The sequence below is a fragment of the Thiohalocapsa marina genome, assembly GCF_008632335.1.
Lineage (GTDB): Bacteria > Pseudomonadota > Gammaproteobacteria > Chromatiales > Chromatiaceae > Thiohalocapsa > Thiohalocapsa marina.
In genome coordinates this window covers 19,853-46,248 of the sequence record NZ_VWXX01000035.1, presented here as the reverse complement: position 1 = coordinate 46,248, position 26,396 = coordinate 19,853, and the positions used below count along the sequence as shown (strand labels likewise).

Here is a 26,396-nt window from a genome sequence, read left to right as displayed (position 1 = left end):
CGAGATGCTCGCTTGGGAGAACAGCGGATTCTCACTCGATGCCGCGGTGCGCGTGGGCGCGCACGATCGCGCTGGGCCCCATTCGGAGCAGGGAGCGGCTGCTGCGCTATTGTGCCCGCCCAACCTTCGCGCTGGAGCGTCTGGAACTGCTCGACGCCGAACGTGTCGTCTACCGGTTGCCCAAACCACAGCGTGACGGCACCACAGCGCTGATGCTCACGCCACTGGCGCTGATCGACCAGCTCGCGGCACGGGTTGTTCACAGATTGGCCGCCACCGCCACCGCTACCACGGTGTGCTCGCCCCCAACTCGCCCCTGCGTGCGGCGGCTGTCGTCTCCTGCGGAAAGCGGTGCTGAGACCCCTCGTTCTGCCGCCGTCCGGCATGACCCCGAGCCCGCTCCAGCGCGTCGCTTCGGCCTGCAACAGGCATCGCGCGAGGTCGACAGTTGGATTTCCTATCCGTCGTATCCGTGAGATGGCCGACAAAGCAAGCGATCTGCTCGAGCGGATCGCGACACTCAAGGTCTACCGTCGCGGGGAGCGAAGGGCGCCGCACAAGCCGCTGCTCCTGCTGTCTGCGATCGGCCGCCTGCACCATGGCCAGACGCGGCTGAGCTACGTCGACGTGCTCGCAGCCGCCGTAGTAGCGCTTGCCGGGATAACCCTCGGCATACTTGTTGGTGAGCTGCGAGCCCTTGGGCTGCCATCACCGCCGGAGAGGTGTCGTTCTCCGAGGCGACCAGTACGATGTGATCCTCCTGGCGTCGGTTCTCCTGCTCGATGACGGCGAAGAGCTCGGGGTCGATCCGATCCAGGGTATTGCTGGCACGTTCGAACATCGGGGCGGCTCCAATGGCCGAATCCCGGCTCGGCGCCGGGATTCGTGCAGTGGGGATGCGAGAGGGCGGGCTGGCTGCTGCCGGCGCGCGCCGCTCAGGAGAGCGTGGTGCGCAGCGTCTTCGCCGCGGCGACCATACTGGTCAGCGATGGAATCACCTCCTCCCACTGCCGGGTTTTGAGTCCGCAGTCCGGATTCACCCAGAGTCGCTCGGCCGGAATGCGCTCGGCGGCCTTCCGCATCAGCGCCACCATGCGCGCCTCGGCCGGGATATTCGGCGAGTGGATGTCATAGACGCCGGGGCCGATGTCATTCGGGTAGCGGAAGTCGTCGAAGGCATCGAGCAGCTCCATGTCGGAGCGGGCGGTCTCGATGGTGATGGCATCGGCGTCCAGATCGGCGATGGAGCCGATGATGTCGTTGAACTCCGAGTAGCACATGTGGGTGTGGATCTGGGTCTCGTCCGCCACGCCGTTGGCAGCGATGCGGAAGCACTCCACCGCCCAGTCCAGATACGCCTGCCATTGCGACTTGCGCAGCGGCAGCCCTTCGCGGAACGCCGGCTCGTCGATCTGGATCACCTTCACGCCGGCGCGCTCCAGATCGACCACCTCCGCGCGGATCGCCAGGGCCAACTGTCGGCAGGTGTCGGAGCGCGGCTGGTCGTCGCGCACGAAGGACCAGTTCAGCATGGTCACCGGGGCCGTCAGCATGCCCTTCATCGGCTTGTCCGTCAGTGACTGGGCATAGGTGATCCAGCCGACGGTCATGGGCTTGGGCCGACTGATGTCGCCGAACAGGATCGGCGGCTTCACGCAGCGCGAGCCATAGGACTGCACCCAGCCGTAGCGGCTGAAGGCGTAACCCTCGAGCTGCTCGCCGAAGTACTCGACCATGTCGTTGCGCTCGGCCTCGCCGTGCACCAGCACGTCCAGCCCGATCAGCTCCTGCTCGCGCACGCAGCGGGCGATCTCGGCCTTCATTGTCGCCTGGTAGCCTTCCGCATCCAGACGGCCCGCCTTGAAGTCCGCACGCGCCTGGCGGATCTCCCGGGTCTGTGGAAAGGAGCCGATGGTGGTGGTCGGGAACTTGGGGAGTGCCAGCAGCTCGGCCTGCTTGGCCGCACGCTCCGCATAGGGGCTTTGGCGCTGGCCCATCCGCGAATCGATCCTCGCGACCGCGGCCTTGACCGCGGGGTTGTTGACCCGTGGTGAGCGACGCCGACCCTCACAAGCGGCACGGTTTGCTTCAAGCTCCGCCTGCACCGCTTGGCGCCCGTCGTTCAGCGCCGTCGCCAGCACCCGCAGCTCCGAGAGCTTCTGCTTCGCGAAGGCGAGCCAAGACCAAACCTCGGCGTCGAGCCTATCTTCACTGTCCAGGTCCACCGGGACATGCAGCAGCGAGCAGGAGGGCGCGATCCATAGACGCTCGCCGAGCTGTTCCTGGATCGGCTCCAGCCAATCGAGCACCCCGTTCAGATCCGTCTTCCAGATGTTGCGCCCGTCGATGATGCCGAGGGACAAGACCTTGGTGGACGGCAAGAGGTTCAACAGCGGAACCACATCGTCACGCCCGCGGACGGCGTCGATGTGCACCCCGGCCACTGGCAGGTTGGCCACCAGATAGCGCTGGTCCTGAAGCTCGCCAAAATAGGTGGCCAGCAACAGCTTGACCGGAGTCCCCTTCAAGGAGTGGTAGGCGACCTCGAAGGCGTGGCGCCAGCGCACGTCCAGCTCCGTGACCAGGATGGGTTCGTCGATCTGCACCCAGTCCACACCCTCCGCGGCGAGGACCTGGAGCAGCTCGGCGTAGACCGGCAGCAGGCGCTCCAATAGATCGAGCCGGTCGGATTCGTCCTTGCTCTTGCCGAGCGCAAGATAGGTCACCGGGCCGATGATGACCGGCTTGGCCGCGACGCCCCGGGCCTTGGCCTCGGTAAGCTGAGTGAGCAGCCGCGAGGCGTCGAGCGAGAAGGTCGTCACGGCGGTGAACTCCGGCACGATGTAGTGGTAATTGGTGTCGAACCACTTGGTCATCTCGCCGGCCCAGACGCCCGCACAGCCGGCCTGCTCGTCCGCCGCCGCAGCGGAGCGACCGCGGGCCACGCGAAAATAGTTGTCCAGCGCGTCGCCGCCGAAGCCACGCACCCGCTCGGGCAGGTTGCCGAGCGTGACGCTCATATCGAGCATCTGGTCGTAGAAGGAGAAGTCGCCCACCGGCACCAAATCCAGACCGGCCTGGTCCTGCCAGTGGCGTGCGCGCAGCTCGGCGCCGACCGAGGTCAGCGCAGCAAGCGAAGACTGCCCCTTCCAGTAGGACTCCGCCGCGAACTTGAGCTCGCGCTTGGCGCCGATGCGGGGAAAGCCGAGATTGTGGGTGATGGCCATTGCGATTGCCCTGTTGGTTGACACAGGGCGGTATTCTCCGGCGCTCAAAGCATGACGAAAAATGGTATTTTTTCAGCTATCCATGAGCTGTATTCATCCATATCTGGCCCTATGACCCAACTCGAACGAAGCCATCTCGCCATCGTCCGCGCCGTCGACCAGTATGGGTCGCTGACCGCCGCCGCCGAGCGGCTGAACCTGACGCAATCTGCCCTGAGCCATGCCGTGCGCAAGCTGGAGGATCAGCTCGGCGTTGCGCTCTGGACCCGTGAAAGCCGCCGCCTGCGCCCCACGCAGGCGGGCGAGTATCTGCTGTCGGTCGCCAACCGTCTGCTGCCGCAGCTCACCCATGCGGAGGCACGCCTGCGCCAGTTCGCCCAAGGGGAGCGCGGGACGCTGCGCATCGGCATCGAGTGCCATCCCTGTTACGCCTGGCTGCTTAAGGTGGTCGCGCCCTATCTCGCCGCCTGGCCGGACGTGGACGTGGACGTGAAGCAGGAGTTTCAGTTCGGCGGCATCGGCGCGCTCTTCGCCCACGAGATCGATCTGCTGGTGACACCCGATCCGCTCTACGAGACGGGGCTGCGGTTCGAGCCGGTGCTCGACTATGAGCAGGTGCTGGTCGTTGGTCCGCAGCATCCCCTGCGCGCGGCCCCCTTCGTGCAGCCGGAGCAGCTCGCCCGCGAGACCCTCATCACCTATCCGATCGCCATCGACCGGCTCGACATCTACACCCAGTTCCTCTTGCCGGCCGGCATCCGGCCCAAGCGCCACAAGCCGATCGAAACGACCGACATCATGCTTCAGATGGTCGCCAGCGGACGCGGTGTGGCGGCCCTGCCGCGCTGGCTGGTGGAAGAATACGCGCCCAAGCTGGAGCTCACCGCGGTGCGGCTTGGCACCCAAGGCGTGACCAAGCAGATCTTTGTCGGCATTCGAGCGGCCGACGCGCAGACCGCCTACCTGCGCGCCTTCGTCGAGCTTGGGCGCGAGCACCGCAACTAAAGGGGATGAACGACATGACGCTCACCGACGCCATCGAGCGCGAACCGCTGCCCTGAACCCGAATATCCATCCGCGCTCGGAGTACCAGCGGCGCAAGGACGAGGCAGCCCGCTTCACCGAAAAGCTCGGCGTGTCCTTTGTGGACGCCGACGACGACCACGACGACTGGGTCGAGCAAACGCGGGGCCTGGAGCAGGAGCCCGAGCGGGGGCGCCGCTGTACCCTCTGCTTCGACATGCGTCTGGAGCGCACCGCGCGCTATGCCCATGCACATGGCTTCCCGGTCATGGCGACCTCGCTGGGCATCTCGCGCTGGAAGGATCAGGAACAGGTCCGCGACTGCGGGCACCGCGCCGCCACGCAGTACCCCGGCCTGATCTACTGGGACTGCAACTGGCGCAAGAAACGAGGCGCTCGCGGGCCTGCGCGTGGAGGTGGTTCAAGGCGTCGGCGACGAGACCAAGGGGCTGCTGCGCCACGTCGAACGCGACCTTGGCGCCCATCACTCGCCGGATCTGTTCCACCTCCAGCGTGAGGTCTCCAGGGCCACCGCCTTGCCCTTGGCGCGCGCCCTCGAGCAGGCCGAGCGGGCCAGCGCACAAGCCTGCGCGGCGCTCGCGGCCGTGCAGCGCGCCCGCGACGCGCATCAGCGCTGCTGGCCGCGACCGCGCGGGCGACCGCCCGCGTTCGCCGCGCACATCAACGACGCGCTAATAGCGCAGCTCGACGCCGACGCGCAGTGTGAACAGGCCAAGCAGCAGCAACAACAGTCGTTCTGCCGCCGTCCGGCATGCCCCCGAGCCCTGCTCCAGCGCGTCGCTTCGGCCTGCAACAGGCATCGCGCGCGGTCGACAGATGGATTTCCTATCCGTTATCCGTTGGTGCGTTCCATCCAAGTGCGCGCTCCGCGCCGAGATTCAGTGCTCGAATCCGTCAAGCGCGGCCAGGGCAGCCTGCATGAGGTTCTCCGGCAGCGGCACATAGTAGAGTGATTCGGCGCCCGCCTGGCCGTCGCTGAGCATCCAGCGCACCAGGTCATGCACGGCCGAGGTTTGCTCCGGCGTATCGTAGTCTGCCCGGATCAGCGCCCAGGTGTAGGTGACGATGGGATAGGAGCGCGCGCCCCGAGGATCGGGGTTGGTGCGGGTCAGCGCGTCCGGGGGCGTATCGGCACCATCCGCGAGCCCGCGCCGACCGGTCTCGACGTTCGGATGCACCAAGCCGCCAGCGCGGTTCTCGAGCCAGGCCAGCGGCAGCCCCAGGCGCTCCGCGAAACCGGCCTCCACATAGCCGATGGCGTTCTCGGTCACCTGAATGCGCTGGGCGACACCCTCGTTGCCGTTGGCCTCCATCGCCCCGCCGGGCCAATCGATGCGCTTGCCAACGCCCGGCCCTGCCGCCCAGGCCTCGCTGATGGCGGCAAGGTGATTGGTGAAGGCGAAGGTGGTGCCGCTGGCGTCGCGCCGGGCCACCACCTGGATGGCCTTGCCGGGCAGGTTGATGCCTGGATTCGCCGCGGCGATGCGCGGATCGTCCCAGCGCGTGATCTCCCCAAGGAAGATGGCCGGATACACGTCTCTCGGAAGATTGAGCGGCCCCTGGATGTTAGGCAGGTTGTAGGCAATTGCGATCATGCCGCCGGTCACGGGCAACTGCAGGACTGCGCCGTCTGCCTGCGCGACCTCGTCGGGCTGCAAAGGGGCATCGGTGGCACCGATGTCGACGTCGCCGGCCAGGAAGCGCTCGATGCCGGCACCGCTGCCAACCGAGTCATAACGCAGGGAGACATCGGGCTGGCCCGCCCCATAGACCTCGAACCAGTGCTTGATGATAGGCGCGGCGAACGAGGAGCCGGCGCCCGTCAAGGTCATCTCGGTCGCGACCGTCTCCACGGATGTTGTTGCCGTCTCGTCTGCCCGGTCGCATGCGCCGACTAAGAGCATCCCGGTAATCGAGGCGACGACTGCCAAGGTCCTGCGGTTGATCAGTTTGAGCATGCCGTACTCCGAAAAGCAGATTAAGTATGGCAAATAATATATACGAATAATCCGATATACCAAGTGAAGAATTCGTGACGACCAATTGACGACAGGCGCTCGCCGTGGCGGTACCCAGGTCCCATCGTGCCGCCAGCGACGGAAGTGATAGTACACCGCCAGTAAAGGTAACAGAGGCTTTCCTATCCGTAACCTCGGCATCGGTTTCTCGGTGCCCAGTTATCGGGTTGAACAGGCGATGCGTCGCATCATTGGGCGCCGATAGCGGGGCGCCCGCGCGATCTTGCTCGCTGTCATCAAACTGCAATCTCATCGTCACGCCATCTCCATCGTTGAAGCCGACAATACGGGGTCCAACTCACCCGCTGATGGAGTCTCTCCATGAAGAAATCCGTACTGACCCTTGCCGTGCTTGGCACCCTGTCGCTGTCGTCGGTGGCGATGGCGCGTGACAGCATCAACATCGTTGGCTCCTCGACCGTGTTCCCGTTCGCGACCACGGTCGCCGAGAACTTCGGTAACGCCACCGCGTTCAAGACGCCAAAGATCGAGTCGACTGGCTCGGGTGGCGGCATGAAGCTGTTCTGCGCCGGCGTCGGCGTCGAGCATCCGGATGTGACCAACGCTTCGCGTCGGATGAAGGTCTCGGAGTTCGAGCAGTGCCAGGAGAATGGCGTCAAGGAGATCACCGAGGTCATGATCGGTTACGACGGGATCGCGGTCGCCAACTCGAAGAAGGCGCCACAGCTGAAGATTTCGCTGCGTGATCTGTGGCTGGCGCTGGCCAAGGATGTGCCGAATCCCGAGGGCGGCGAGGAACTCGTCCCGAACCCCTACAAGACCTGGAAGGAGGTCAACCCAGAGCTGCCCGATGTCGCCATCGAGGTGCTCGGCCCGCCGCCGACCTCCGGCACCCGTGATGCCTTCGCCGAGATCGCAATGGAAGGTGGCTGCAAGACCTTCGATTGGATCGCCGCGATGAAGAAGGAAGACAAGAACCAGTACAAGGCGGTCTGCCGTTCGGTGCGTGAGGACGGTGCCTATGTCGAGGCCGGCGAGAATGACAACCTGATCGTGCAGAAGTTGGACTCGAACCCGGACGCGCTCGGCGTGTTCGGCTTCAGCTTCCTCGACCAGAATGTCGACAAGCTTCAGGGCACGATCATCGAAGGCGTCGAGCCGACCTTCGACAACATTGCCGCCGGCGACTATCCGGTCTCGCGTTCGCTGTACTTCTATGTCAAGAACGCCCACGTCGGCACCATCCCTGGCATTCAGGAGTACGTGACCGCGTTTACCAGCGAGAACGCCTGGGGTCCGGATGGCTACCTGCCGAGCAAGGGTTTGATCCCGCTGCCGGATGCGATGCGCGCCGAGGTGGCCAAGTCGTCACAAGCCTTGGAGCCGATGTCGAGCCCGAAATAAGCGCTGGCTCGGCTTGCGCCCTCGTCTTGGTCACGACGGCGTCGTTCGCAACCGCCAGCGGTCCGCAAGGGCCGCTGGCGTCTTGCGTTGCAGCGACCCGAGAGCAAGCCGCGCTACCTAGAGTCCGAATCAAGATCGCACCTCCGCCATGAGCCCTTCGCTACTGCTGTTCATCATCCTCGCCGCCATGGCGCTCGCCTACCATCTGGGGCGTAAGCGGGCGATCGGTGTGGCTGGTGGTCTCAAGAAGATCAACCGCTTGCACTCGCTCCCGGCTTACTACGGCTTTTACGCCGCGCTCTGGGTCGGCCTGCCGACCTTGCTGCTGCTGCTGTTCTGGGCCGGACTTCAAGACCACATTCTGACCGCCCTGACCCTGGCTGAATTGCCGGCGGAGACCATGGCCAACCTCTCGGAAGGTCAGCTCAGCCTGTTGGTGAGCGATATTCGCAACTTGGCGAGTGGCAACCTGATGGGCCGCGAGCCAAGCGCGGAAGTGGAGGTTGCCGCGGCCCACTATCTGCGACTGCAGGGGATCGCCAACATCACGCTCTGGACCCTGGTCGGGGCGATGGCGCTGGCCGGGATGGCCTGGGCCTGGCAGCGCACGACGCCGAGCTTCCGTGCCCGCAATCGGGTCGAATCGATCGTGATGATCCTGCTGATCCTGTTCTCCTCGATCGCCATCCTGACCACGCTCGGCATCCTGCTCTCGGTGCTGTTCGAATCGATTCGCTTCTTCCAGAAGGTGCCTTGGACCGAGTTTCTCTTTGGCACCCAATGGAGTCCACAGATCGCGCTGCGTGCCGAGCAGGTGGGCGCCTCGGGGGCCTTTGGCGCCATCCCGCTGTTTACCGGTACCTTGCTGGTCTCGTTCATCGCCATGTTGCTGGCGGTGCCGGTGGGGCTGCTGTCGGCGGTCTACCTGGCCGAGTACGCGCCGCGCGCGGTGCGCACCTGGGCGAAGCCGGTGCTCGAGATCCTGGCTGGCATCCCGACCGTGGTCTATGGCTTCTTCGCCGCGCTCACGGTGGCGCCGTTCATGCGTGGGCTCGGCGAGAGCGTCGGCCTCGATATCGCCTCCGAGAGCGCGCTCGCGGCTGGCCTGGTGATGGGCATCATGATCATCCCCTTCGTCTCCTCGCTGTCCGAGGATGTGATCAATGCCGTGCCGCAATCGCTACGCGATGGCTCCTACGCGCTCGGCGCGACCCAATCCGAGACCATCCGCCGGGTCATCTTCCCGGCGGCGCTACCGGGCATCGTTGGCGGTGTGCTGCTGGCGGTCTCGCGCGCCATCGGTGAGACCATGATCGTGGTGATGGCCGCTGGCCTGGCCGCGAACCTGACCGCGAATCCGTTTGAGAGCGTCACCACGGTGACGGTGCAGATCGTGACCCTGCTCACCGGCGACCAAGAATTCGACAGCGCCAAGACCCTGGCCGCCTTCGCGCTCGGGCTGACACTCTTCGTCGTCACGCTGATCCTCAATGTCATTGCGCTGCACATCGTGCGTAAATACCGTGAACAGTATGACTAACACAGCCACCACGGGCGGCGCGCGCCGCAGCCCACAAGCCATTGTCGAGGCGAGCCTGAAGCGGCGCTATGCCGCCGAGCGTCGGTTCCGGTTGCTCGGTGCCGGCGCGGTGGCGCTGGGGCTCGGTTTCGTGCTGATCCTGTTCATCAGCATTGTCAGCAAGGGCTACACGGCCTTTTTCCAGTCCTACATCGAGCTGCCGGTGACCTTTGATGCCGAGTTGATCGATCCTCAAGGGGTGCTGCGCGAGGGCGGTCTCGATGAGACCGAGATCGCGCAACAGCTGCGCTCGGTGAACTTCTTGAAGCTGGCGCGTGACGCCCTGCGAGCGGAGTTTCCAGCGGTCAGTGGGCGGACGCAACGCCGCGAGCTCGACGCCTTGCTCAGCCCCGGAGCGCCCTTGCAGCTGCGGCGGATGGTGACCAGCGATGCGGCGGTGATCGGCACCGAGCAATCGGTTCGCCTGCTCGCCGACGACGACGTCGATATGTTCATGAAGGGGCGTGCGACGCCGATCTCGCGCCTCGATGGCGCGGGGGTCCTGACCCTCGAGGGTGATCTGGAGAAGATCGGCGGCGAGCTGGTCGTGCGGGTCACGGATGACGGCTTGTTGCCGCTGCTCGAGCGGGCCAGGGCGCGTCTGCATGACCAGGCCGATCGCCTCGAGCGCCAACAGGCGGGTCTGCAACGCTCGCGCGATGCGCAGACCGCGCGGCTCGAGCAAGGCGGGCTCGGTGCCGAGCAAACGGCCGAAGCCGAGCGCGAGGCGGCCCGCAATGCGCGCGATATCGCGCGGCTGGAGACCAAGATCCAGGCCCTTCGCGCCGAAGCCGAGGGCAGCGATGCGTTGCTGCTCGGCGCGGACGCGCCGAGCTTCCTGCTGCGCATCAAAGATGGGCTGATCAAACTGCTGGCCTTGGAGGCGAGCGCTGCGCGCGCTGAGCTCTTGGTGCCGCCCGTCTCGACAGCGCCAGCGGAGGCGGGTACCTGGGAGACACTCGAGCTGAGCATACCCGAGGGTGCTCGCCGACTGACGGATCAGCAACTCGCCTGGGTGCTGCGGTTGCAGCACGAGGGGCTGCTGAGCAAGCGCTTCAATGTGCCGTTCTTCACCAATGGCACCTCGCGCGAGCCTGAATTGGCGGGGATTGCTGGCGCCGTGCTGGGGTCGTTCTATACCCTGCTGTTGACCCTGCTGTTCTCGTTTCCGATCGCGGTCGGGGCCGCCTTGTATCTGGAGGAGTTCGCGCCGAAGAATCGCATCACCGACCTGATCGAGGTCAATATCAATAACCTGGCGGCGGTGCCCTCGATCGTCTTCGGTCTGCTGGGATTGGCGGTGTTCATCAATTTCTTTGGCGTGCCGCGCTCGACACCCCTGGTGGCGGCGATGGTGCTGACCCTGATGACGCTGCCCACCATCATCATCGCCAGTCGGGCGGCACTGAAATCGGTGCCGCCCTCGATCCGCGAGGCGGCGCTTGGCGTTGGCGCCTCGCCGCTACAGACCCGGCTGCATCATGTGTTGCCCTTGGCGCTGCCGGGCATGATGACCGGTACCATCATCGGTATGGCGCAGGCGCTGGGCGAGAGCGCGCCGCTGCTGATGATCGGCATGATTGCCTTCATCGTCGACATTCCACAGGGCTTTACCGACCCGGCCACCGTTCTCCCGGTGCAGATCTTTTTATGGGCGGATAGCCCCGAGCGCGGCTTTGTCGAGCGCACCTCGGCGGCTATCATGGTGCTACTGGCGTTCCTGATTGTGATGAACCTGACCGCCGTGCTGCTACGCAGGCGCTTTGAGCGGCGCTGGTAAGGAGACCACTCTAATGACTATGATCGTTGAAGCTAGTGCAGTGAAACCCGCGAATCTGAAGGCCGACCACCTGGCGCAAGATCAGTCCACGACGACCACGGTCGGCGAGATCAGCTCGCCGAATCCGCGGATGGTCTGTCGTGACATCAATGTCTGGTACAACAACAACCACGCGATCAAGCACGTCAGTCTTGATATCGGCAAGAACGAGGTGATCGCGATGATCGGTCCCTCGGGCTGTGGCAAGTCGACCTTCCTGCGCTGCCTGAATCGAATGAACGACACGATTCCGGCAGCGCGGGTGGAAGGCTCGATCACGCTCGATGGCCAAGAGATCCAGGACAAGGGCATCGACGTGGTGCCGCTGCGCGCGCGCGTCGGCATGGTGTTCCAGAAGCCGAATCCGTTCCCGAAGTCGATCTACGAGAATATTGCCTATGGCCCGCGCATCCATGGCCTGACCAACAGTCGCGCCGAACTCGATGAGCTGGTCGAGACCAGTCTACAGCGCGCGGGTCTGTGGAAAGAGGTCAAGGATCGGCTCGATGCCCCCGGCACCGGCCTCTCGGGCGGCCAACAGCAGCGTCTCTGTATCGCCCGCACCCTCTCGGTCTCGCCCGAGGTGATCCTGATGGACGAGCCCTGCTCGGCCCTGGACCCGATCGCCACCGCGATCATCGAGGATCTGATCGATGAGCTGCGCCAGCAGTACACCATCGCCATCGTCACCCATTCGATGCAACAGGCCGCGCGCGTGTCGCAGCGCACGGCCTATTTCCATCTCGGCGACTTGGTCGAGGTCGGCACCACCGATGACATCTTCAATCAACCCAAGCACAAGCTGACCGAAGACTACATCACCGGTCGCTTTGGCTGAGCAGCCGATCGATCAGCAACTCTCGGTTGCGGAAGCGCACGTCTTCGCCGGTGATCACGTAGACCGCCTGCTCGGCGATATTGTTGGCGTGATTGCCGGTGCGCTCCAGCGCGTGGGCCACCGTGAGGAGACTGGCGAAGTGATCCCCGCTGAGTCCTGAGGCGGGGTCAAAGAGCCGACCGCGCAACTGTTCGCTGGCGCCACGGAGCCGCGATGTGCCCTGGAAGACGGCGACCGCCTTGTGCAGATCACCCTCGATCAGCCCGGAGACGGCCTGCGTGAGCAGCTCGCAGTCGATCTCCGTCAAGGCCCGCATCGGTTGCACCGCGCGTTCCGGCAACAATGGGCGCGCGTCGGTCTCGAGCAACTTGAGACCCTGTCTCGCGATGCGCTTTGCCTTGTCGCCAGCCCGCTCCAGTTCGCCGACAATGCGCGCGGTGGCGAGCACGAGGCGCAGGTCGATTGCGGTCGGCTGGCGCTTGGCGATGACCCGAAACACCTCTTCGTCGGCGGCGAGGCTGAGCGCATCGACCTCGGGGTCGCGGTCGATGACCGCCCGAGCGAGGGGATCGCTGTTGGTGGCGAGTGCCTCGACCGCCTCTTGTGTCTGCTGGGTGACCGCGGAGACCATATCGACCACCAGGCGGCGCAGCTGGGCGAGTTCGAGGTCGTAGGCCCTTACGATATGGTGATGATCGTCAGTGGTCCGCATCGATTCTGGCCTCTTGGTCTAACGTGTATCGGATGGCGTTGGGCTTGACGTCTTGCGTCGCTCGGCCTGTCTGTATTGATTTTCGCATAGAAGTCTTAATCAAAGGGGGGCTTGTGTTGTTGGCACCAGAACGGCCTTGGCCGGGCATTCGGCTCGGCCTGCAACAGCGGGCTGTCCCTGGCTTGCTGATCGGTGTCGGGCGATGACCTGATAGTGGCCCTTGTATCAGCGGCGACTGCGGTCGCGCGGGGCTGCAGCAAGTGTTCGGCGCGGACTATGACGATCCGGTGATCAATCTGCTGCATCTGCCGGAATCCGCCTTTACCGCCCGCGCCTGGTTTCGCGCCCGCGATTCCTATGCAGTCCCCGGAAGGTGCTGTCCTGGAGATTCAGGGGCGTCTACTTGACCAGGCGCCAGGTCTCGTGACGAGACAGGTAGGCCTCCTGTTCAGGCGTCAGGGCCACGGTCTCGGTGCCCTTGATCATCGGGCGCACGCCTTCGCGGAAACTATGGCCGATGGTCAGCAGGTAGATGTGCAGGATCACGAAGCCCGCGACGAACCAGGCCACCGCCAGGTGCACATTGGCCACCACCTCGAGCCAGAACGGTGCATTGGGCAGGGTCTCCCAGAAGTTGTAGGTCAGGTAGAGCAGACCGGAGCCCCAGACCAGCGGGAAGATCACCGTCTTGAGCATCGAGTAGGCCAGCGCCTGCAACGGGTTGAGCCGCTGGGTGAGGCTCTTCTGGTAGGGATGATGCTCGCCCTTGAAGACGCCGTAGGCGTAGAAGCGCGCCACCCGGGTCAGGCCCATCATGCGCGGCAGGAAGACCTTGTAGGTGCCGGTGGTGAACAGCCAGAAGGTGGCGAAGACCCACAATAGCAGCAGCGCCAGCGCCACCAGCGTGTGCAGGCGCACGGCCAGCTCGAACGGCATCAGGTCGTGGAAGCCGTTCATGCCCAGTCCGGTGAACATCAGGATCATGATCGAGGCCGCCTGCGACCAGTGCCAGAGCCGTTCGAACCTGGGGTAGATCAGGACCTCGCGCTGGGAACAGTTCGGGCAGGTCTCGACCAGGTTGTCGATGTTGGGGGCATGGGTTGCGTCAGTCATGACCGTCTCCCTTGGCGCCGCGGGTGATGATGCGCAGCGTGATGTGCAGTAACACGCCACTCACCATGGCGATGAAAACCAGTATCCCCAGGATGCCGCCGATGCTGAACGGCTGCGAGCCCGGCATGTAGATACCCGACACCTTGGCCAGGCGGCCGTTGCTGGTGTGGCAGTCCTGACAGTCCAGCGCATCCTCCGCCGGCGCGACCATGTGGGTGATCGGCCAGTACATGTAGGTGTCCACGAAGCCGTATTCGCCGGAATAGTCCGCGCCTGCGGCCTTCATGCCTGCCTCGATCGCCTTGCCCCAGTCGTAGTGGGTCCAGAAGGCGGAATCGGTGGTCGGCCCCCAGACGTTGGAATAGGCAAGGTGGTTGAGGTTTGCGTCATAGGCCTGGCGCCCCTCCATCCGCTTGAAGGGCCAGATGCGCGAACGCCCGTCGTCGGAGGATCCGGCGATCCGGTTGATCTCGACCACCCGGGTGGGGTCGATGGTGGCGTCGGCGGTTGTGTATTCGACCTGGCCATTGAACCAGGCGTAGTGGGGCACGACGTCCTCGCCGTACTCGAAGTCGCCCTTGGTCGCCAGGTAGGTGTGCAGTGGCTTGCCGTCGCCCTGGGTGTATGCCTTCAGGTGCAGCGGGTTGCCGTAGACGTCCATCCGCCCGGCGGTGGACCAGTCCCAGCGGGTCTTGGTGGCAACGCCGCCCCTGGCGAACTCGGGAATGTGACAGGTCTGGCAGGCCACGCGGTCGCTGTGGTCGTTCAGCTTGATGCCTTGCACCGTCATCCAGTCATGGGGCGTGTCGCCGTGGCAGTTCTCGCAGGTGGCGACATCCCGGCGCGGCAGGCCGGGCTTGCCGGCGCCCTCGGGATCGGTGGCATGCACCGCATAGCGCGAGCCGGCAAAGACATGCTTGTCCGAGCGGTGGCAGGTCTCGCAACTGAAGTTGAGCCCATCGTCGGCCATGTGGACGTCGACGTCTCGGCTGGGGTGATTCAGCGCCGAGCTGAGGTCGCCGTGCTTCACATTGTCGCCGCCGCCGCCGTAGAAATGGCAACTGCCGCAATTCTGACGGCTGGGCTTGCCCACGCTTTGCGCGGCCTTGGTCAGGTCCACTGCCCAGGCCTTGGCGCCGGTAATGGTCTTGGCCTTGCCAGTGCTGGTACCGGTGCCCGAGATCACCGCATGGCCGGCTGCATTGTCCAGCTTGGTGTACTGGCCCGAGGTGTCGTGGCAGACGAGGCAGTCCACCGCGGCGTCGTCGGCGGGGGGCGGCTTGTTCATGTCTTCCCAGCCATAGCCGACATGGCATGAGGTGCAGCGCGGCTCGTTGGAGGCGACGCTGCCGCAGAACGAATTCAGCACATGACGCTTGCCCAGCCGCTGAGCGGTGGCGGGGTTGTCGAACTCCCAGGTCCAGTGGACCGAGTGCTTGACCTGCGTCGCCGCCTCGGTATGACAAGACAGGCAGGCCGCGGTCACTTCAGGCCCCGAGGCAAAGGCCTGTTGCAGCGCCTCGAACTTGGAATGATCCGCCGTGCTATTGGTGATCTGCGGCGCGTCCTGTGCCCAGAGCGTAGCCGAGCAGATCAGGCCGATGAGTGTGGCGGCCGCCGCCGGCTTCAGCCACGGAGTGAATCTGTACACGCTTCTCCCCGCACGCCCCGCCGCGAACGGTCAGGCGCATGCTCATGTTCAAAGATGTTGATACGGCATAACCCTTTGAAAGGAAAGCCTGTTCGGGGCAGATTATAGGCTGGGGGCACCGGCGTCGCGCCTTGATCATTCGCAAACTGGTTGGTTTTTTCTGCACAGGGCCGGACCTTAGGCAGCCGGCCGGCGCCCGACACGCGACTACCGAACGCGCGTTTTCGAATGGGTATACTGTGGTCTTTCGTGATGGGCCAGCGCCATGGCGACGCTCATGGTGCGCAGGTCCCGCTGGCGGCCATGACAGCGCCTGGCATCGCCTCCGGCGCTGTCTCCAAGGTCGGCCATCGGTCGAGGGAAAGCTTGTGCATCCACTGCTGTTGATATCCAGCGCATCGCCGGACACTGTCGCGCCGAGCGGGGCGGCTGCCCCGGTTGCTGCATCGGCGCCTGTACCGGCTGCCGTTGCGCCGGCTCGCGCCGGCCGGCGATGCTGGGCGGTCCGACCGTTGCTGGCGCTCGCCTGCCTCTGGGCCCTGTCCGCGTGCGAACGCGCTGCGCCGGTGCTTGCACTGCAGGGCAGCACCATGGGCACGACCTACAGCGTGCAGGTGACCGGCCCCCTGCCGCCGCCGGCAGGGGCGGAACACGACCCCGAAGCGCTGCAGCGGCGCATCGACGCGTTGCTGGAACAGATCAACGCCATGATGTCCACCTACCGGCCGGATTCCGAGCTGTCGCGTTTCAATGCCGCGGCCACCACCGACTGGTTCGCCGTGTCGCCGGAGCTGGCGCAGGTGGTCGCCACGGCGCAGTCGATCAGCCGCGCCAGCGACGGCGCCTTCGATGTCACCGTCGGTCCGCTGGTGAACCTGTGGGGCTTTGGTCCGGAACTGGATACCGATCTGCCACCCTCGCAGGCGCGGATCGACGCCACCCTGGCGCGCACCGGCTACCAGCTGCTGGAGGTGCGCCAGGCACCGCCGGCCCTGCGCAAGGCGCACGCGGATGTCTATGTGGATCTGTCGGCCATCGCCAAGGGCTACGGCGTCGACCGGGTAGCCGCCCTGCTGACGGAACTGGGGTACGACAATGCGTTGGTGGAGATCGGCGGGGAACTGCGCGGGCAGGGCGTCCGCGGGCCCGCTCGGCCCTGGCGCATCGCCGTGGAGCGGCCCCAGGCGGATGGCCCGCGGCGGGTGTTCCGGGTGGTGCAGTTGCGCAACCTGGGCATGGCCACCTCAGGTGATTACCGCAACTTCTTCGAACTGGACGGCGTGAATTACTCCCACACCATCGATCCGGCCACGGGCCGGCCGGTGCATCACCAGCTGGCGTCGGTGACGGTGCTCGCGGAGCAATGCATGCTCGCCGATGCCTGGGCCACCGCGCTGTTGGTGCTGGGACCGGAGCGGGGGCTCGAGCGCGCCGAGTCGCTCGGCCTGGCGGCGCTGCTCATCGAGCGGCAGGGGGAGGCCTTGTCGGCGCAGTCGACGCCGGCCTTTGATCGGCTGGCGCCGCAATAGCGTACAGGCCTGGCGGGCCGGACTGCGGTCTGAGCACTACCGCCAGCAACCAGCGCGTCACTGGCGGCTGGCGGCTGGTAGCTTCCCGTCAGTCGTCGCTGGCCCGCTGGTAGGCGTCGGCCAGTTGCTTCTGGATGTTGGCCGGCACCGGGGCGTAGTGACTCAGCTCGATGGCGTAGGTGCCCTCGCCGCCGGTGATGGATTTCAGCCGCGATTCATAGCCTTCCAGTTCCGCCAGGGGCACCTCGCCGTCGATGACGATGCGCCCCAGGCTCTTCGACTCGCTGCCGTTGATGCGTCCGCGGCGTCCGGACAGGTCGCCGGCGAGATCGCCCATGTTGCTGTCCGGCGCGGTGATGCGGATGCGTACCACGGGTTCGAGGATCGCCGGGCGGGCCTTGTCCACGGCGTCGAGGAAGGCCTTCTTGCCAGCGGTGGCAAAGGCGATGTCCTTGGAGTCCACCGGATGCGACTTGCCGTCGTAGACCGTCACGCGCACGTCCTGCAGCGGATAGCCGGCGATGGCCCCCTCAGCCAGCACCTGGCGCACGCCCTTCTCGATGGACGGGATGAACTGGTTGGGGATGCAGCCGCCGACGGTGGCGTCGACGAACTCGAAGCCGCTGCCCTGGTCCATGGGCTCCACCCGCAGCCAGACCTCGCCGAACTGGCCGGCGCCGCCGGTCTGTTTCTTGTGTCGATGGTGGCCTTCTGCCTTGGCAGTGATGGTCTCGCGGTACGGGATGCTCGGCGGATGGGTCTCGATCTCGACATGGAACTGCTCGGAGAGCCGGCGCATCAGCACCTTGAGATGCAGCTCGCCGAGGCCGCGCATCACCGTCTCGTTGGCGGCGGCGTTGTGCTCCAGATGGAAGCAGGGGTCCTCCGACTCCAGCTTGTGCAGGGCGTCGGTGAGCTTCTGCTCATCGCCGCGCTTGGCCACCTTTACCGCCAGCCCGTACAGCGGGATCGGGCATTCGATGCTTCTGAGGTGGAAGTGGTCCTCCTCGTGGGAGTCGTGCAGCACGGCATCGAAATGGATGTCGTCCACACGGGCCACGGCCAGGATGTCGCCGGGCACGCCCTCGTCCACCTCGGTGAGCTCGTTGCCATGCACCCGGAACAGGTGGTTGACCTTGAACGGCTTGCGCGCGTCGCCGATGAACAGCTGGGTGTTCGGGGTGATGCGTCCCTGATGGATGCGGAAGATGCCGATCTTGCCGCGGAAGGGATCATTGATGACCTTGAACACATGGGCGATGGCGTGCATGGACGGATCCGGTGTCACCGTCACCGGCTTCATGTCGGCGCCTTCGCCCTTCATGAACGGCGGCGGATTGCCCTCCGCCGGATTCGGCATCAGGCGCACCAGGATCTCCAGCAGTTCAGCGATGCCGGCGCCGGTCTCGGCGGAGCAGAAGCAGACGGGGATCAGGTGCGCCTCGCGCAGGGCCGCCTCGAACGGGTCGTGCAGTTGCTCCGGCTTCAGGTCCTGGCCCTGTTCCAGGTAGAGCTCCATCAGCGCCTCGTCCACCTCGACCACCTGGTCGATGATCTGCGCATGCGCCTCCGCCACCGAGGAGAAGTCGGCGCCCTCGCCGGCGGGATTGAAGAAGCAGTCGATGACGCGCTTGCCGCCGTCGGCGGGCAGGTTGATGGGCAGGCATTCGCTGCCGAAGGTGTCGCGGATCTGGGCGGTCAGTTCGCCGAGGTCCATGCCGGGGGCATCGATGTGGTTGACGATCAGGATGCGGCACAGGTTGCGCTGGTCGGCGGCCTTCCACTGCCGCTGGGTCATCGGCTCGATGCCGTTCTCGGCGTTGATGACGATGGCGGCGGTTTCCACCGCCCCCAGCACCGACAGTGCACGGCCGAGGAAGTCCGGAAAGCCGGGGGTATCCAGCAGATTGATGTGCTTGCCGTGGGTGGTGAACCCGGTGATGCCCACATCCAGCGAATGCTGCAGGTCCTTCTCCATGTCGTCGTGGTCGCAGACAGTGGTGCCGCGGGTGACGCTGCCGGGCTCGGAGATGGCGCCGGCGGCGGCCAGCAGGGCCTCCACCAGCGTGGTCTTGCCGGCTCCGGCGTGACCGACGAGGGCGATGTTGCGGACGTCCTCCGCGTTGTAGTCAGACATGGATCGACCTTCTTCGTTAGGCGGTTTCGGGGTGTGATCCGCGGCACGCCACCGGGGTGTACCGCAAGGGCCTGAGTATACCGTAACCCCCCGGTCATGCACGGGGCTCGGCAGGGGAATTTCCGCCAAACCGCCCGGGATGTGCCTTGAGTCAAGTTGTCAGTTACCATGGGGCCATCGGCGCGCTGCGCGTGCCGCTGTGCGCCGTCATCCACGCAGCCGGGGGGTCGAGCTCGAATGTACGATGCCATCGTCTGGATCGCCATCGCCTTTGCGCTGGGTGTCGCGGTACGCCAGGTGGGACTGCCACCGCTGGTGGGTTATCTCATCGCCGGTTTCGGGCTGCAGGCGGCTGGCGCCGCCCCGAGCCCGCTGATCGACGACCTGGCCGCCCTGGGCGTGACCCTGCTGCTGTTCACCATCGGTCTCAAGCTCAAGCTGAAAAGCCTGCTCGCCCCCCATGTCTGGGGGGTGGCATCGATGCACATGCTGACCATCGTGGCGTTGCTGGCGACGCTGCTGCTGGCGCTTGGGGCCCTGGGCCTGCCGTATGTGTCCACCCTCGATGTGCAGACGGCGCTGCTGCTGGGCTTCGCGCTGAGCTTCTCCAGCACGGTATTCGCCGTGAAGGTGCTGGAAGAGAAGGGCGAGATGGGCTCGCTGTACGGCACCGTCGCCATCGGCATCCTGATCATGCAGGACCTGGCCGCCGTGGTGTTTCTGGCCGTTTCGGCGGGCAAGGTGCCGACCCTGTGGGCGCTGCTGCTGTTGCTGCTGATCCCGTTGCGGCCGGTCATCTTCTGGTTGCTGGAGCGCGCCGGCCATGGCGAGCTGCTGCTGCTGTTCGGCCTGACCGTGGGCATCGGTGGTGCCGAGCTGTTCGAGCTGACGCAGGTGAAGGGCGATCTGGGCGCCCTGCTGCTGGGGGTGCTGATCGCCTCGCACCCCAAATCCGGCGAGCTGGCGAAGACCCTGCTGGGGCTGAAGGACCTGTTCCTGGTCGGCTTCTTTCTCAGCATCGGCCTTGGCGGCCCGCCTGGGTTGGCTGCGGTGCCCCTGTTGCTGGCGCTACTGATGGTGGTGCTGTTCAAGGCGTTCCTGTTCGAACAACTGCTGCTGCTGTTCAAGTTGCGGGCGCGTACCGCGTTCCTGGGCGGGCTGACCCTGGGCAACTACAGCGAGTTTGGTCTCATCGTCATCGCCATCGCGGTGGGTGCTGGCTGGTTGCCGTCCAGCTGGCTCGGCATCGTTGCCACGGCGCTAGCGCTGTCGTTCGTGGTGGCGGCGCCGCTGAACGCCCGCTCGCACATGCTGTACGAGGTGTTCAGCCCGCGGCTGCGGCGTCAGGAGCGCCGCCAGCGCATCGCCGAAGAGCGCGAGATCGACCCCGGCGATGCAGATGCCATGATCGTCGGCATGGGCAGGGTCGGCGCCGGCGCTTACGATACGCTGCACCTGGACAAGGGGCGCAATCCGGTGGGCATCGACGCGGACCCGGACATGGTGGCCAGGCACCGTTCCGCGGGGCGCAATGTGGTACAGGGCAGCGCCACGGACGCGGACTTCTGGCATCGGCTGCATCTGGACGATGGCCATGTGAAGCTGGTGCTGCTGGCGATGCCGCAGTTGTCGGAGAACGTCTTTGCCGCCGAGCACCTGCGCAAGGAGGGGTTCCAGGGGGCCATCGGCGCCGTGGCCAGGTTCCCGGACGAGGAGTCGGCGTTGCACGCCGCCGGCGTGCACCAGGTGTTCGACCTCTATGCCGAGGCCGGTGCCGGTTTTGCCCAGCATGTCTGTTCCGGGTTGCTGTTGTCGCTGTCGTCGGCGGATGCGGAGGCCCCGTGACGTCTGTGGGGCTGACGCCCGCGAGGGCCGGAGCAGTGGCCGGAGCCAGGGCGGATTCGCGGCACCATCGAGGGGGCCGCTCACATGCATTTCTGTGTCTATCTAATGGGGAGACATGATGTTGGGATCGTTCAGGGAGTTGGTCGAGAAACTGTTGCTGATCAAGCCACTGGATCAGCTACAGGAGCCGTCACGGGGGCAGCCGCAGGAGGCTGCGCCGAAGGCTGCGGTAGCGCAGCCTTTGGTGCCGAAGACGCCGGCAGCCGGGGGTGCAGCGCCGGGTCAGTCTGTGACGGACAATCCGGCACCGACGAAGAAGGCCGCGCCGGCCAGGAAGACAACGCCGGCAAGGAAGGTCGTTGCGAAGCCGGCAGCCCCCGCGAAGAAGGCTGCGGCGAAAAAGACCACGGCGAAGAAGGCACCGGCGAAGAAGGCGCCGGTGAAGAAGCGCCCCGACGCCGGCTGACGCGGCGCCGGTCGGGGAGCGGATCAGGCGGATCAGGCGGGTCAGGCGGGTCAGGCGGGTCAGGCCGGGATGCGTTCCGTGAGTCGCCGCCGGGCCTCCAGCGCCTCGCCATAGAAGGTCTCGTAGGCGAGGGCGCTGGCCTGCCAGCTGAAATCCTGGTGCATGCCGGTCAGGGCAAGCTGGCGCCACTGGTCCGGATGCTCCCGGGCGGTGCGCAGGGCGCGCTGTAATGCCTGCCACAGCCCTTCCGGGCTGGGCTCATCGAACAGGAACCCGGTCGCCGAGCGGTTGGCCAGAGTCTCGGCATTGGCGTCGACGATGGTATCCGCCAGTCCGCCGGTGCGGTGAGCAATGGGGACGGTGCCGTAGCGCAGGCTGTACATCTGATTGAGGCCGCAGGGCTCGAAGCGCGACGGCATCAGGAAGGCATCGCAGCCGGCCTCGATCAGGTGGGCGCGGGTCTCGTCGTAGCCGACGTGCACGCTGATGCGGTCCGGATGCGCCCGGCCGGCCTCGGACAGCATGCGTTCGAAGGCGCGGTCGCCAGACCCCTGCATGACCAGCTGCACGTTTGGCTCCGCCAGCAGCTGCGGCAGGATCTCGGCGATCAGGTCCGCCCCCTTCTGCTCCACCAGCCGGCCGACGTAGCCCAGCACCAGCGCATCCTCGGCCCGGGGCAGTTTGAACAGGCGCTGCAGCTCGAGCTTGTTCTCGGCCTTCAGGTGCAGGTTGCCGGCGTCGTAGGGCTGCGGCAGGGCCGGGTCGTCCGCCGGGTTCCAGGTGCGATAGTCGATGCCATTGAGGATGCCGCGAAAGCGACCGTCCAGTTGCCGCAGCAGGCCGTCCAGACCGCAGCCGTTGCCGGTGGTGCGGACCTCCTCGGCATAGGTCGGGCTGACGGTGTTGACGCGGTCGGCATAGACGATGCCGCCCTTGATGAACGACAGCCGCTGGTGAAACTCCAGCCCCGCCAGCGACCAGAGCCTGGGTGGCAGTTGCAGCCGATCGAACACGGCGCGATCGAACAGGCCCTGGTAGGCCAGGTTGTGGATGGTGAAGATGACCGCCGGGCGCTCCTCCTGATCGCTCAGGAAGGCCGGTGCCAGGCCGGTCTGCCAGTCGTTGCAGTGCAGGATGTGGGGCGTCCAGTTCAGCGCCTGCAGGCCGAGCGCGACACTGGCCACCACCCGCGAGAACAGCATGAAGCGTTCCGGGTTGTCGCCCCAGTCGTGGCCGCTGACATCGGTGTAGGGATTGCCCTCGCGACAGAAATGCTCCGGTGCCTCGACCAGGTACACCGGCAGGTCGCAGTTCGGCAGCAGCCCCTGCAGGATGCGCACCGAGGTGCTGCTGCCGCTCTCGAGCCCCGGCAGGCGCAGTTCGCTGACCCGCTTGAGTTCCCGCGCCAGGCGCACCGCCTGCGGATACGCAGGTATGATCAGGCGGGCATCGTGGCCCAGATCGCGCAGGGCCGCCGGCAGACTGGACGCGACATCGGCGAGTCCGCCCGTCTTCACCAGCGGATGGGCCTCGCTGCTGGCCATCAGGATGTTGTACCCGGCCTGGCGTGCCGCCATGGTCGGGGCTGGAGCATGGGTGAGGTCCTGTTTGTGGTCCATGGCGTTGCTTGATCGAACAGTCAGGGATCAACGGATATGCCGTTCTTTGCCATCACCGTAACACAAAGCTCTCAGAGACGGAGAAATGTGCATGAAAGATTCCTGTACCCTGATCATCTTCGGTTCCACAGGCAATCTCGCCCAGATCAAGCTGTTGCCTGCCTTGTACCAGCTGGAGCGCGGCGAGCATCTGCCCCCATCGATGCGGGTGATCGGCTTCGGCCGCCGCGACTGGTCCGACGAGCACTGGCGCGCCGAGGTGCGCTCGGTGCTGGCCGGGCAACTCGGTGCGGACCTGGAGGCCTCGGTGGTGGATCGCCTGGCGGCGCGTCTGTACTTCGTCGAGGGTGACCTGGGCGACGATAGCGGATTCCGCAGCCTGGCCGAGCGGCTGCGCGGTGACCAGGGCTTTCCCGCCAACCTGGTGTTCTACCTGGCGGTGGCGCCGGCGTTCTACGGCGAGACTGTCGACCGCCTGGCGGCGCACGCACTCAACGCCCCGGCGCACGGCTGGTCGCGGCTGGTGGTGGAAAAGCCCTTCGGCTACGACCTGGAGAGCGCCGAGGTGCTGGACGAGCGCCTGCAACGCCACTTCGGCGAGGACCAGATCTACCGCATCGACCACTACCTGGGCAAGAGCACGGTGCAGAACGTGCTGGTGTTCCGGTTCGCCAACCTGCTGCTGGAGCCGCTCTGGAACCGCAACTACATCGATCATGTGCAGATCACGCATGCGGAATCCCGAGGCATCGAGGGCCGCGCCGGCTTCTACGACGGCGTCGGCGCCCTGCGCGACATGATCCAGAGCCACCTGTTGCAGATGCTGACGCTGGTGGCCATGGAGCCGCCACCAAGCCTGGATGCCGAGGCCCTGCGCGACGAGAAGGTGAAGGTGCTGCGCTCCATCCGGCCGATCCCGCGGCAGGCGGTGCACGGGCACGCCTTTCGCGCCCAGTACCGCAGCGGCGAGGTCGATGGGGTCAAGTTACCGGGGTACCTGGAGGAGTCCGGTGTGGACCCGTGCAGCACTACCGAGACCTACGCCGCCATCAAGCTCTACATCGACAACTGGCGCTGGCGCGGCGTGCCCTTCTACCTGCGCACCGGCAAGCGCATGGGCGCCACCAATTCGCTGATCAGCATCCGCTTCCGGCATCCGCCGCAGCAGTTGTTCAGCAACACGCCCATCGAGCAGCTAAGGCCCAACTGGCTGTTGCTCAACATCCAGCCCAACGAGTGCATGCGTCTGGAACTGCTGGTGAAGCAGCCGGGTCTGCAGATGCGCACCCAGACCGAGCGGCTGGACGCCAACACCTGCGGCTTCGGGCGCGATCACATCGACGCCTATGAGGCCTTGATCCTGGACGTCATCGGTGGCGACCACTCCCTGTTCCTGCGCTACGACGAGGTCAACTACGCCTGGCGCGTGGTGGACCCGATCCTGAAGCTCTGGGCCACGGAACGCGACTTCATCCACACCTATCCCGCCGGCAGCTGGGGGCCGGCAGAGGCCTCGCGCCTGTTCGACAAGGACGACCAGGACTGGCGCAACGGCCTGGAGGACTGAGGGCCGCTGGCCCGGCGGCGCCGATGCCGCCGGCGCCCGCTTCAGTGCCCGGTTGAGCGCCCGGTTGAGCGCCCGGTGAGCCGGGTCTCGGCCTCGGCGTACTTGGCAGCGGTCTTGTCGATGATTGCCTGCGGCAGCGTGGGGCCCGGTGCTCGCTTGTCCCAGTCCAGCGTCTCCAGATAGTCGCGCACGAACTGCTTGTCGAAGCTGGGGGGGCTGCACCCGGGACGGTACTGGTCGGCCGGCCAGAAACGCGACGAGTCTGGCGTCAGCACCTCGTCGATCAGGTGCAGGGTGCCGGCCGCATCGACGCCGAACTCGAACTTGGTGTCGGCGATGATGATGCCGCGCTGTTCGGCATAGGCGGCTGCTTGCAGGTAGATGCGCAGGCTGAGGTCGCGAACCTGTGCGGCAAGCTCCGCGCCGATCAGTGCCGCCGCCTGCTCGAAGCTGACGTTCTCGTCGTGATCCCCCACGGCGGCCTTGGTGGAGGGCGTGAAGATGGGCTGCGGCAGCTGCTGGGCCTGCTGCAGGCCGGCCGGCAGAGTGATGCCGCAGACGGCACCGCTGCGCTGGTAGTCCTTCCAGCCGGAGCCGATCAGGTAGCCGCGGACGATGGCCTCCACCGGCAGGGGTTTCAGTCGGCGCACCACCACGGCGCGGTCGCCCAGGGCCCGGCGGCTGGCGGCATCGGTCACCACGTCGTCGACGGCGATGCCGCTGAGATGGTTCGGCACCAGGTCCGCCATGCGGGCGAACCAGAAATTCGACACCCGGGTCAGCACCTCGCCCTTGCCGGGGATCGGCTGCGGCAGCACGACGTCGAACGCCGACAGCCGATCGGTGGTCACGATCAGCATGTGCTCGGCATCGACGGCATAGATGTCGCGGACCTTGCCGCGATTGATCAGGGACAGGCCCTCGAGACTGGATTCGAACAGCGCTGACATGGGCGGTCACACGGATAGGTTGCATCTCGGTTCGGGGTGTGGAGACTATACCGCAAGATGAACCAGCCCGATTCCTTTCTACAGGCCTTTCGTGGCAGCTTTACCGCGGCGCTGCGCTGGCATCAGCTCGACGCGCTGTGGCAGCGGGTGCGGGCGGCGGCGGGGGAGGGCTGGTATCTGTACGCCATTGGCGAGCCACCGCCGACCGCGCCGGCGGATGCCGACCAGGTGCTCAGGTTCGTCGACGAGATCGACCGGCTGCTGCGTGCCGAGCACGACGAGGACTTCTGCGGCATCGTCTATGCGGACGACCCAGCCGCCCCGTCCATGATCAAGATCTACGATCCGAACAACCTGGGCGTGGTGTGCGGCTTCAGCGACAATCCGCCCCTGCCGGGCTGGGTCATGAGCCGGCTGCCGCCGCTGGACCTGCCCGCCACCCGGCTGATCACCAACAACCGCCGGCGCTGGTGGCGGCGCCTGTTCGGCGGCTCAGACAAGCATTGACCGGAGGTCATCGATGGCGAAACAGATCATCCATACCGATCAGGCACCCCAGGCTATCGGTACTTACTCCCAGGCGGTCCGTGTCGGCGACACGGTCTATCTGTCCGGCCAGATTCCGCTGGATCCGGCCACCATGGCGCTGGTGTCCGGCGACATGGAGGCGCAGATCCGTCGGGTGTTCGACAACCTGCAGGCCGTTGCACGGGCAGCCGGCGGCGAACTGATCGACGTGGTCAAGCTGAATGTGTTCCTGACGGACCTGGCCCATTTCCCGCTGGTCAACCAGATCATGGCTGACTATTTCCCCGAGCCCTACCCGGCCCGCGCCGCCATCGGCGTCGCTGCGCTGCCCAAGGCGGCCCAGGTGGAGATGGATGCGGTGATGGTCCTCAGCGACTGGCTGTGAGCGG

At 65.8% G+C, this 26,396-nt stretch carries 20 protein-coding genes and 5 pseudogenes; 15 read left to right on the top strand and 10 right to left on the bottom strand.

Annotated elements, in window-relative coordinates:
• Window positions 1-334: pseudogene (locus tag F2Q65_RS16325) on the top strand (transposase); the annotation flags it as partial.
• Between the two features lie 50 nt (window positions 335-384).
• A pseudogene (locus F2Q65_RS20485) lies at window positions 385-579 on the top strand (hypothetical protein); the annotation flags it as partial.
• A gap of 9 nt (window positions 580-588) precedes the next feature.
• On the opposite strand, the pseudogene glyA reads toward F2Q65_RS20485, so the two are convergent.
• Together glyA and metE are read right to left on the bottom strand one after the other, a co-directional pair.
• A pseudogene (gene glyA / locus F2Q65_RS16320) lies at window positions 589-841 on the bottom strand (serine hydroxymethyltransferase); the annotation flags it as partial.
• A gap of 94 nt (window positions 842-935) precedes the next feature.
• Window positions 936-3,227, bottom strand: coding sequence for a 5-methyltetrahydropteroyltriglutamate--homocysteine S-methyltransferase (metE, locus tag F2Q65_RS16315; RefSeq protein ID WP_150094471.1), 2,292 nt, complete (start codon window positions 3,225-3,227; stop codon window positions 936-938).
• Between the two features lie 111 nt (window positions 3,228-3,338).
• Here metE and F2Q65_RS16310 point away from each other — a divergent pair, with 111 nt between their 5' ends.
• Window positions 3,339-4,232, top strand: coding sequence for a LysR family transcriptional regulator (locus F2Q65_RS16310; protein ID WP_150094470.1), 894 nt, complete (start codon window positions 3,339-3,341; stop codon window positions 4,230-4,232).
• Complete coding sequence (locus tag F2Q65_RS16305; RefSeq protein ID WP_150094469.1) at window positions 4,153-4,767, top strand: epoxyqueuosine reductase QueH; 615 nt, start codon at window positions 4,153-4,155, stop codon at window positions 4,765-4,767. Before F2Q65_RS16310 ends, F2Q65_RS16305 begins: the two co-directional genes overlap by 80 nt.
• Before the next feature lie 175 nt (window positions 4,768-4,942).
• On the opposite strand, the gene F2Q65_RS20235 is transcribed toward F2Q65_RS16305, so the two are convergent.
• Entirely contained in the window at window positions 4,943-5,071 is a 129-nt protein-coding gene (locus F2Q65_RS20235; RefSeq protein WP_281291051.1) for a hypothetical protein, read from the bottom strand.
• Between the two features lie 78 nt (window positions 5,072-5,149).
• Entirely contained in the window at window positions 5,150-6,229 is a 1,080-nt protein-coding gene (gene pstS / locus F2Q65_RS16300) for a phosphate ABC transporter substrate-binding protein PstS (RefSeq protein ID WP_170265781.1), read from the bottom strand.
• Between the two features lie 381 nt (window positions 6,230-6,610).
• Here pstS and F2Q65_RS16295 point away from each other — a divergent pair, with 381 nt between their 5' ends.
• The 5 genes and pseudogenes from F2Q65_RS16295 (at window position 6,611) to pstB (ending at window position 11,890) form a co-directional block, all read left to right on the top strand.
• Entirely contained in the window at window positions 6,611-7,654 is a 1,044-nt protein-coding gene (locus F2Q65_RS16295) for a substrate-binding domain-containing protein (protein WP_150094467.1), read from the top strand.
• A 148-nt stretch (window positions 7,655-7,802) separates the two neighbouring features.
• Entirely contained in the window at window positions 7,803-9,194 is a 1,392-nt protein-coding gene (gene pstC, locus F2Q65_RS16290) for a phosphate ABC transporter permease subunit PstC (RefSeq protein WP_150094466.1), read from the top strand.
• Window positions 9,145-9,693 (top strand): annotated as a pseudogene (locus tag F2Q65_RS20045) (DUF3333 domain-containing protein); the annotation flags it as partial. The gene pstC and the pseudogene F2Q65_RS20045, both read left to right, overlap by 50 nt.
• Before the next feature lie 513 nt (window positions 9,694-10,206).
• Window positions 10,207-11,013, top strand: a pseudogene (gene pstA / locus F2Q65_RS20040) (phosphate ABC transporter permease PstA); the annotation flags it as partial.
• A gap of 130 nt (window positions 11,014-11,143) precedes the next feature.
• On the top strand, window positions 11,144-11,890 hold the full coding sequence (pstB, locus tag F2Q65_RS16280; RefSeq protein WP_342782254.1) for a phosphate ABC transporter ATP-binding protein PstB: 747 nt from the start codon (window positions 11,144-11,146) through the stop codon (window positions 11,888-11,890).
• Here the strand turns inward: pstB and phoU are convergent.
• The 3 genes from phoU to F2Q65_RS16260 form a co-directional block, all read right to left on the bottom strand.
• The gene (gene phoU / locus F2Q65_RS16275; protein ID WP_150094464.1) at window positions 11,871-12,602 is read right to left on the bottom strand and encodes a phosphate signaling complex protein PhoU; all 732 of its coding nucleotides are present in this window, start codon (window positions 12,600-12,602) and stop codon (window positions 11,871-11,873) included. The two genes, pstB and phoU, sit on opposite strands and share 20 nt — an antisense overlap.
• Before the next feature lie 399 nt (window positions 12,603-13,001).
• The gene (locus F2Q65_RS16265) at window positions 13,002-13,715 is read right to left on the bottom strand and encodes a cytochrome b/b6 domain-containing protein (RefSeq protein WP_150094463.1); all 714 of its coding nucleotides are present in this window, start codon (window positions 13,713-13,715) and stop codon (window positions 13,002-13,004) included.
• Entirely contained in the window at window positions 13,708-15,366 is a 1,659-nt protein-coding gene (locus F2Q65_RS16260) for a tetrathionate reductase family octaheme c-type cytochrome (protein ID WP_150094462.1), read from the bottom strand. Before F2Q65_RS16260 ends, F2Q65_RS16265 begins: the two co-directional genes overlap by 8 nt.
• A 566-nt stretch (window positions 15,367-15,932) precedes the next feature.
• On the opposite strand from F2Q65_RS16260, the gene F2Q65_RS16255 reads away from it, so the two are divergent.
• Window positions 15,933-16,895 (top strand): FAD:protein FMN transferase, encoded by a 963-nt coding sequence (locus F2Q65_RS16255; protein WP_246156286.1) that lies wholly within the window; start codon window positions 15,933-15,935, stop codon window positions 16,893-16,895.
• Between the two features lie 88 nt (window positions 16,896-16,983).
• Here F2Q65_RS16255 and fusA read toward each other — a convergent pair whose 3' ends face one another.
• Window positions 16,984-19,032 carry an elongation factor G gene (fusA, locus tag F2Q65_RS16250; protein ID WP_150094461.1) on the bottom strand — a complete coding sequence of 683 codons (2,049 nt, stop codon included), beginning with the start codon at window positions 19,030-19,032 and terminating at the stop codon, window positions 16,984-16,986.
• Between the two features lie 237 nt (window positions 19,033-19,269).
• Here fusA and F2Q65_RS16245 point away from each other — a divergent pair, with 237 nt between their 5' ends.
• Both F2Q65_RS16245 and F2Q65_RS19740 read left to right on the top strand, forming a co-directional pair.
• On the top strand, window positions 19,270-20,877 hold the full coding sequence (locus tag F2Q65_RS16245; protein ID WP_150094460.1) for a cation:proton antiporter family protein: 1,608 nt from the start codon (window positions 19,270-19,272) through the stop codon (window positions 20,875-20,877).
• A gap of 139 nt (window positions 20,878-21,016) precedes the next feature.
• Entirely contained in the window at window positions 21,017-21,343 is a 327-nt protein-coding gene (locus F2Q65_RS19740; RefSeq protein WP_211354065.1) for a hypothetical protein, read from the top strand.
• A gap of 59 nt (window positions 21,344-21,402) precedes the next feature.
• On the opposite strand, the gene glgA is transcribed toward F2Q65_RS19740, so the two are convergent.
• Entirely contained in the window at window positions 21,403-22,962 is a 1,560-nt protein-coding gene (gene glgA / locus F2Q65_RS16235; protein ID WP_386117418.1) for a glycogen synthase GlgA, read from the bottom strand.
• Window positions 22,963-23,053: 91 nt separating this feature from the next.
• Between glgA and zwf the strand changes: the two genes are divergently transcribed.
• Complete coding sequence (zwf, locus tag F2Q65_RS16230; protein WP_150094459.1) at window positions 23,054-24,529, top strand: glucose-6-phosphate dehydrogenase; 1,476 nt, start codon at window positions 23,054-23,056, stop codon at window positions 24,527-24,529.
• 41 nt (window positions 24,530-24,570) lie between these two features.
• On the opposite strand, the gene F2Q65_RS16225 is transcribed toward zwf, so the two are convergent.
• The gene (locus F2Q65_RS16225) at window positions 24,571-25,479 is read right to left on the bottom strand and encodes a phosphoribosylaminoimidazolesuccinocarboxamide synthase (RefSeq protein ID WP_150094458.1); all 909 of its coding nucleotides are present in this window, start codon (window positions 25,477-25,479) and stop codon (window positions 24,571-24,573) included.
• Between the two features lie 57 nt (window positions 25,480-25,536).
• Here F2Q65_RS16225 and F2Q65_RS16220 point away from each other — a divergent pair, with 57 nt between their 5' ends.
• The gene (locus tag F2Q65_RS16220) at window positions 25,537-25,986 is read left to right on the top strand and encodes a hypothetical protein (RefSeq protein ID WP_150094457.1); all 450 of its coding nucleotides are present in this window, start codon (window positions 25,537-25,539) and stop codon (window positions 25,984-25,986) included.
• 13 nt (window positions 25,987-25,999) lie between these two features.
• Window positions 26,000-26,392 carry a RidA family protein gene (locus tag F2Q65_RS16215; RefSeq protein WP_150094456.1) on the top strand — a complete coding sequence of 131 codons (393 nt, stop codon included), beginning with the start codon at window positions 26,000-26,002 and terminating at the stop codon, window positions 26,390-26,392.
• Window positions 26,393-26,396: the final 4 nt, after the last annotated feature.

What these genes read in the sequence shown, in the direction of transcription:
- metE (WP_150094471.1), bottom strand. Translation starts at nt 3,227, where the DNA reads ATGGCCATCACCCACAATCTCGGCTTTCCCCGCATCGGCGCCAAGCGC.
- F2Q65_RS16310 (WP_150094470.1), top strand. Translation starts at nt 3,339, where the DNA reads ATGACCCAACTCGAACGAAGCCATCTCGCCATCGTCCGCGCCGTCGAC.
- F2Q65_RS20235 (WP_281291051.1), bottom strand. Translation starts at nt 5,071, where the DNA reads ATGCCTGTTGCAGGCCGAAGCGACGCGCTGGAGCAGGGCTCGGGGGCA.
- pstS (WP_170265781.1), bottom strand. Translation starts at nt 6,229, where the DNA reads ATGCTCAAACTGATCAACCGCAGGACCTTGGCAGTCGTCGCCTCGATT.
- F2Q65_RS16295 (WP_150094467.1), top strand. Translation starts at nt 6,611, where the DNA reads ATGAAGAAATCCGTACTGACCCTTGCCGTGCTTGGCACCCTGTCGCTG.
- pstC (WP_150094466.1), top strand. Translation starts at nt 7,803, where the DNA reads ATGAGCCCTTCGCTACTGCTGTTCATCATCCTCGCCGCCATGGCGCTC.
- pstB (WP_342782254.1), top strand. Translation starts at nt 11,144, where the DNA reads ATGGTCTGTCGTGACATCAATGTCTGGTACAACAACAACCACGCGATC.
- phoU (WP_150094464.1), bottom strand. Translation starts at nt 12,602, where the DNA reads ATGCGGACCACTGACGATCATCACCATATCGTAAGGGCCTACGACCTC.
- F2Q65_RS16265 (WP_150094463.1), bottom strand. Translation starts at nt 13,715, where the DNA reads ATGACTGACGCAACCCATGCCCCCAACATCGACAACCTGGTCGAGACC.
- fusA (WP_150094461.1), bottom strand. Translation starts at nt 19,032, where the DNA reads ATGTCTGACTACAACGCGGAGGACGTCCGCAACATCGCCCTCGTCGGT.
- F2Q65_RS16245 (WP_150094460.1), top strand. Translation starts at nt 19,270, where the DNA reads ATGTACGATGCCATCGTCTGGATCGCCATCGCCTTTGCGCTGGGTGTC.
- glgA (WP_386117418.1), bottom strand. Translation starts at nt 22,962, where the DNA reads ATGGACCACAAACAGGACCTCACCCATGCTCCAGCCCCGACCATGGCG.
- zwf (WP_150094459.1), top strand. Translation starts at nt 23,054, where the DNA reads ATGAAAGATTCCTGTACCCTGATCATCTTCGGTTCCACAGGCAATCTC.
- F2Q65_RS16225 (WP_150094458.1), bottom strand. Translation starts at nt 25,479, where the DNA reads ATGTCAGCGCTGTTCGAATCCAGTCTCGAGGGCCTGTCCCTGATCAAT.
- F2Q65_RS16220 (WP_150094457.1), top strand. Translation starts at nt 25,537, where the DNA reads ATGAACCAGCCCGATTCCTTTCTACAGGCCTTTCGTGGCAGCTTTACC.
- F2Q65_RS16215 (WP_150094456.1), top strand. Translation starts at nt 26,000, where the DNA reads ATGGCGAAACAGATCATCCATACCGATCAGGCACCCCAGGCTATCGGT.